This window comes from Planktothrix sp. FACHB-1355 (assembly GCF_014748295.1).
Lineage (GTDB): Bacteria > Cyanobacteriota > Cyanobacteriia > Cyanobacteriales > Aerosakkonemataceae > Aerosakkonema > Aerosakkonema funiforme_A.
In genome coordinates, this window is record NZ_JACJUP010000275.1 from 1 (window position 1) to 6,596 (window position 6,596).

Below are 6,596 nucleotides of genomic sequence, written 5' to 3' on the forward strand. Positions count from 1 at the left end.
TATCTATGAAGAAGATGGTAACGCGATCGACACTCAGCAATTCCCCCAATTTCAGGGTAATCGAACCCAATATTTCATAAAGAACATCATCAAAATCTCTGCCTTCCTTCGTTTCTAACATAGAAAGGAGTTTTTGTTCCTGTTCGGCAACAATTTGTTTGAAATCCGGTTGCAGAGTTGCCAAGGTTCTGTGAAGCCAAGTCCAATTAAAGACAGAGGCATAAATGCGGTTAGAAATGCTTAATTTTCCGGCACGCTTGACAACTAAGCCGGAAAGTCGCAATTCCATCTGTTCGCAACTGTCATGAGATGAAATCTCACCGCGTCGCAAAACTTCCTCATAAACTTTGAGCAGCAATTTTAGGCGCTGTCCGCTTCTGAGCAGGCGATCGCGTATAGTTTTAATATGTGCTGGTTCGTCTTGAGCTTCCCAATTTTCAATAATCTGTGTTTGAACTAACTTTTCGACCCACTGTGGAGGATTTTGGATTTTGGATTTTGGATTTTGGATTAATTCGGCATTGTCTAGGATAATTTTGCAAAGTTTTTGAGTGAGAAACGGTTGTCCTCCCGTCCAGTTCAAAATTGCTTCTATGACAGCTTGAGGATTGTGTACTTTTTCTGCCAAACCTTGTACAAGCGGTTGCGCTTCCTCTAATTTAAAACCGTGCAATTCGATGGCGCGACCGATATTAAAAGGTGTGCAACTTTTATCTTGAATTAAGTCAGAAGGAGTTGCCACTCCCAGCAGCGCAAACGTGAGGCGATCGTACTCGTTGCAGGCGCGGATAAAAGCAAAAAAATCGTCTGTCCCGAAAGGTAAAGCGAGAATGCTATCGATTTCGTCGATAAAAATCACAATTTTTTCACTGACAGACTCCAGCAAAACTTCTTCGATCAGTTCGCTCAAACACTGCACGGGTGGGAGAAACTCGCGATCGCGCAACCAAGACTTCAGATTGATCTGGAGTTGAAAACTGTTTACCAGCCGTCTCATCAACCCCGCATACCACTGTTGCGGCGCGATATCCTGACTGCCAATTTTGTTGAGGTCGATCGCCGCACAGGCGAAACCTTCCGCTTGCAACTTGTGCATCGTTCGCACCCGCAAGCTGGTTTTCCCCATCTGGCGGGAATTGAGGACGTAACAAAACTCTCCCGCCTTCAAGCCTTCGTAAAGGTCGCGATCGGCTTGTCGCACCACATAAGTCGGCGCATCCAGGGGGAGATGTCCGCCGACTTTGTAGGTGTAGGCTGAGTTTTCCTCTTCTATCATTAGGTTTTCCGATCTTGTAGAAAACACCGCTTTCATTTCCAACCTAACCTATGGAAGGCGATCGCATCATCTTTGACTTTTGCTGGATAAATATTCTCTTATCCTTATTTATGTTAACTAACAGTTATCACTTCTAATGCTGCCATCAGGCATAATGGTATTGCAAAAGATAGCACTTTCCAGTTTGGCATTTTCCAGATCCGCTTGCTCAAGATTGGCATTACTTAGGTTAGCTCCCTCTAAATTAGCATCCTTCAACCGAGTACCCTTCAAGATAGCACCACTGAGGTTAGCATTCCCAAGTTTGACATTACGCAATTTGGCACTGTTTAAGTTAGCACCGCTCAGGTTAGCATTGTAGAGGTTGGAGTATTGGATCTCGGCACCGCTAAGATTTGCATAACTTAAATCTGCACCACTTAAATCGATATAATCCAAAGTCGCATTAGTTAGGTCAGCACCGCTCAAATTAACACCAGGAGCGATGAAGTAAGCTCCCCTAAGTTTAATTTCGGCAGGCAAATCAGGGTCTGTGTAGATAGCATTTTTAAAGTTGGCACCATTTAAATTCGCACCGCTCAAAACGGCACCTATTAGGTTTGCATAACTCAAATCGGCATTGGTGAGGTCAGCATCACTTAAGTTCATACGCCTCAGATCGGCATATTGTAGATTAGCACCACTTAGATTGACATTTTTAAATTCAAAGTGATAATTAACGTTTAAACATATATACCTCAAATTAGCACCACTCAAGTTGGAGTTTATCAGGGAACCTTCCGCTAGGGTAGCCTTCCTGAGATCGGCTCCACTAAGGTTGACATTAATACCATCATTAATCTCGCTAACACCCTGTAGATTCGCTCCACTTAGATTTGTATTATTCAGTTCAACGCCACTCAGTTCAGCACCATACAAATTCGCATTACTAAGATCGGCATCACTCAGGTTTGTATCTCTTAGATAGGTATAACTCAGATCGGCCTGATGTAGATTAGCACCTTGCAAGTTAGCCTCACTTAAGTTGGCTTTACGTAGGTTAGCACGACTTAGGTTAGCATGAGTTAGATTAGCATCGCTCAAATCTATACCGTACAATTTGACACGACTCAAATCGACACCTGAGAAATCTCTTTCGCCTGCTTTGTAGCGTCTGCGTAGTTCATCAGCGTCCATGTTATCTACTCCCGATATCTAAAATTTGCATAAGCGATCGCCCTAAATCCCCTCTTCACCAGCTTGTTTGAAAAGGCGCTGCACCACTTCCACGGTTTGCGAGGCAAAGTTGCGATCGACAGTCATTTGCTCGCGCTTGTACATCATGCGATCGCGCAGTTCGATCGCTTTAACCAATACCTCATAGTCTTCCTGTGAAATTAAACCATAAGCAAAGAATGTTTGAGCCAGAGTTGTTGGTTCTTGAATCTCAAAATCAATAGAATGTTGTTCGGCAACCATTCGCATTACTGCTTCAGCGATGAACACACCAGAACAAATAGCCGAATCAAAACCGCCCATTTCTATAATTTCTAATGCTCTCGCCAGATAAAACTTTATATCGTATGAATCTCGCACTGGATAATCATACAAGTGCGCTATTTGCTCTCGATATCTTTGATTATTTGAGCCGTTTAAACAAGGTTTCAATGCCACAATAACCGCTCCTTGTTCGGCATGAACAATGAAATCTATATTTTCGTTATAGAGAAATTCATCCAAGTTTATTCCACGGGATTTTATCAATACTTGATAACCCTGTTGCCTATAGTTATCACTAATTTCTGCAATTGTCTTGACTGCCAAAGTTTCTAACTGTTTATTCATTTTTATAACTCAAATGGTTCGGATGCTACATCAATTTTAACATACACAAAAGGTTCGTCATTGGCAAAGGCTTGAGCGATAATCGCGGGGATTGTCTGAACATTAACCAAACTTTTTAAGTTACGTCGTTTTACTATGAGATCTGTCACTTGTTTGTCATCAGCATAAACTACTAAATTCAAACCATCTATAATTGGTTTTATGATGTTATCTATATCGGGTGGTTGACGCTTATAGTAGTGAGCGATAATAACCCGAACTGGAGTAATAATTGGTGATGCTCCGACTGGTAAGCGATCGAGCGCAGCTTGACGGACTTTTGCTTTCCAATTTTGCAACAGAGTCCGATTGTTTGTTTGCAGAGAAACTGGTGAACCAGTGACAATGAATTCAAATGGAAGCAAGATTTTTGATACTCCTTATTTTTAACCTTTAATAGAAAGTCGATCGCCAAAATATTGCCTATACAACTCAAACCGAGGCTTCACCTCATTTCCGTGCAATTGCACTAACCCCAAACTGTGCAATTTAAACGCCAAAACCGACTCCAAATCGACAGATATGCTGCTTGTTACCACCTTGCTAAATGCAGATGCCAAGTCTGGATGTTCTTGCAAATTCCACAAATGTCGCCGCAGATGATCGCCGTAAATTCCTGCCTCAGTAGGCGCACTTTCTATTAATTCATCTAGCGTTAATTGCTGCTGTGCAATATGATATAATGCTAATCTGACTAAATAAGGATGTCCTCCCACAATACTCATCAATCGTTCGATGTGATTTGCTTGCCAATTCAATCCGTGTCGCATCGCTAAGTCTTTCACTTGCTGTTGGTTAAACTCGGATAGTTCAATTGGCAAACCCACATTAAACGGCGATTGATTGACATTCAGCGGAATGTAAACTTCGGTTGAATGTACAACCACTAAGCGCAATTTTTCCCAGAGAGCGCTGTCGCTATCGCTATAGCCAGCTTCTTCGTACCACGCACGCAGCAACCCAAAAAAATCATCAGCAATATGGGGATATTGAAAAACGCGATCGACTTCATCCAAACCCAATAATAAAGGGCTATCTATCTCCGGTAAAATACAATCTTCAAAGAAAACAGTACAATTATCTTTGCTCCCATAAGTATCAGTCCAATAATCATCTATTTGGCGATGCAACCGCAACTTGCGCGAAATTTTAACACAAAACCACCGCAACAGTTCATTCAAATTATTAAAAACATTTGTATCTGCGTGCTGAAAGCTCAGCGGGACTGTGCGATATCCATGTTCCTTTGCTTGAGAAAGAATTCTCGCCATCAGCGATGTTTTCCCCATTTGTCTGGGAGCTTTAATTCTAATTAACGCTCCTGGCTGTAAAATCGCCTTATAACATTGAGCTTCATAGGGAAATCGCTCTACATAAAATGCAGAATCCAAACGAACTTGACCGCTGGGTAATTCAGGTTCTGCAACTGGCAGAGGCGAAGGGATTTGGGATTTGGGATTTGGGATTTGGGATTGTACAGATGTTTCATTAATTGTCTCTACAATATCTATTTCTGATTCTTCTGTACTTGCAATTCCCCAGTCTTCATTATTTGCCAATAAGTTGAGAATTTCTTGTATAATAATTGGAGTGTCATTTGGTGAAACCCATTCCCGTTGTCGAGTTCCGTGCAGGTAAGTGCGTAAATCGTGATTTAGCTGTAAGTTTGGCGGACAATCGATCCTCAACTGTAATGCAATCGGCTTACTCTCTCGACGAGAATCGCGCAACTCTTTAACACGTCGCAACTCCTCAATTACCATTTCGCTAACCGCAGCTTGTGGAGATAACAGCAGCAAAAAATAATCGCACTGCTGCAATTCTAAATCGATTTGAGAAAGCCAGTCTGTGTCGGGATTTCGATCCTGGGGAGAAAATCCTGCCATATTAGCCATAAACGCTTTATGTCCAGCCGCAGAAATAGCTTCATAAAGTTGTCCTGCTAGATTAAAGTCTGGCTCCTGGCTGCGGTAACTGATAAAAACTCTCTTAATTTTAACTTCCTTGCTTTCATCCTCCCTTGTTCTTTTCTTGTCTTCATGTGGCGGGTCAGTGTTCTTGGTGGCGCTGACGCGCTCGATCGCTCTTTCTAAGGCACCTCTAAACTTTTTTTTGCTAACTTTTTCTCCCAAAACACTAGAAAGTTTCTGCCATAACTTGTAGCCAACATATTTCTCTACATATTCCGGATTAAAAGGGTATATCTCCTCGTAGGTCTGTCCTTGCCAAGACCCAATAAAAACTTGCCTTTCCAGATCGTTTAGGTGTTTGCCAGTTTTGGTATAAATTAAGTCATCAACAAACTCTAACGCTTTCTTAACATCCATATTTATTTTTTCACCAACTTTTATGATTCTATACAAAGCATAACTCTATCAAAGAAGCCTGGTTTTTATGAGGTTTCATGAGGTTTCATGAGCTAATAAAATTTTCATGCGAACAATTTCTTTTAGAAAGCCGTGCCAAGTTGCCAAATCAAGCTAAATTTATGAGTTTTTTTGGTTACTCTATCCGGAAAATAGTGGCAAACTAATGATAGTTGTTATCAATTTGGACATGGTACATAAACAATGAGGCTACAAGCGATTTTAATAAATCCACAATAAAATCCTGTTTCACCTGGTTATTTACGATAAAAAGAGTCTTCGCATAAAACCAGAGCCTGTAAAATTTGACTCCCTTAGTTGAATACATTTGCTGAACTTAGATTGTATCAGAGAAATAGCGATGTTCAGTCTCACAGAAAGCATAATCAATACCTGCGTTGAACGCCTGCAAGCAGGTTACCGCCGCACTTACGGCAACCTCAAACCAGAATATGCTGACCTGATTGGTTGGTTTGCCAGCATGGCTTTGGAAAATATTGCTAATAGTAACGCTCTTTATCACAACGTCGAACACACCATTCTGGCGACCTTTACGGGACAGGAAATTTTGCGGGGCAAGCATATTCGCTATGGTAGCGTGTCTTGTGAAGACTGGTTGCACGTCATCATTTCGTTGTTATTTCATGACATTGGCTATGTCAAGGGAGTCTGCCTGCAAGACAGACCAAAGGAAAGATTCTATGACAAGGGAATAAATGGCGAGATGATTTTTCTGCCAGCAGGTTCCACTGATGCCAGCCTCACTAGCTACCATGTAGATAGAGGAAAAACTTTCTTTGAAGATCGTTTTTCCGATCATTATCTGATTGATATCGAAATAATAAAACAAAACATTGAAATGACCCGTTTCCCGGTGCCTCATGATGAATATTATCAAGATACAGTTAACTATCCCGGTTTAGTTCGCGCTGCCGATTTAATCGGCCAATTGAGCGATCCGCACTACTTGGAAAAAATGCCGGCACTGTTTTACGAATTTGAAGAAACAGGAGCTAATAAAAGTTTGGGCTATCGTCATTTCGGAGAATTGCGTGCTGGCTATCCAAAGTTTTTCTGGAAAGTTGTGTATC

Annotated in this window: 6 protein-coding genes; 1 reads left to right on the forward strand and 5 read right to left on the reverse strand. The window is 41.5% G+C overall.

Annotated elements, in window-relative coordinates:
- From H6S82_RS13580 to H6S82_RS13600, 5 genes are all read right to left on the reverse strand, one after another.
- On the reverse strand, positions 1–1,312 hold a 1,312-nt coding region (locus H6S82_RS13580), incomplete at its 3' end, for an AAA-like domain-containing protein (RefSeq protein WP_242056937.1).
- Between the two features lie 81 nt (positions 1,313–1,393).
- Positions 1,394–2,452, reverse strand: coding sequence for a pentapeptide repeat-containing protein (locus tag H6S82_RS13585; RefSeq protein WP_190467301.1), 1,059 nt, complete (start codon positions 2,450–2,452; stop codon positions 1,394–1,396).
- A gap of 42 nt (positions 2,453–2,494) precedes the next feature.
- Positions 2,495–3,100 carry a hypothetical protein gene (locus H6S82_RS13590; RefSeq protein WP_190467299.1) on the reverse strand — a complete coding sequence of 202 codons (606 nt, stop codon included), beginning with the start codon at positions 3,098–3,100 and terminating at the stop codon, positions 2,495–2,497.
- A gap of 2 nt (positions 3,101–3,102) precedes the next feature.
- A complete protein-coding gene (locus H6S82_RS13595; RefSeq protein ID WP_190467297.1) occupies positions 3,103–3,504 on the reverse strand; it encodes a RusA family crossover junction endodeoxyribonuclease in 402 nt (133 codons plus the stop codon).
- A 21-nt stretch (positions 3,505–3,525) separates the two neighbouring features.
- Positions 3,526–5,466, reverse strand: a complete 1,941-nt coding sequence (locus H6S82_RS13600; protein ID WP_190467295.1) for an AAA-like domain-containing protein — start codon at positions 5,464–5,466, stop codon at positions 3,526–3,528.
- 400 nt (positions 5,467–5,866) lie between these two features.
- Between H6S82_RS13600 and H6S82_RS13605 the strand changes: the two genes are divergently transcribed.
- A partial coding sequence (locus H6S82_RS13605) for an Npun_R2479 family HD domain-containing metalloprotein (RefSeq protein WP_191056313.1) occupies positions 5,867–6,596 on the forward strand: 730 nt, incomplete at its 3' end.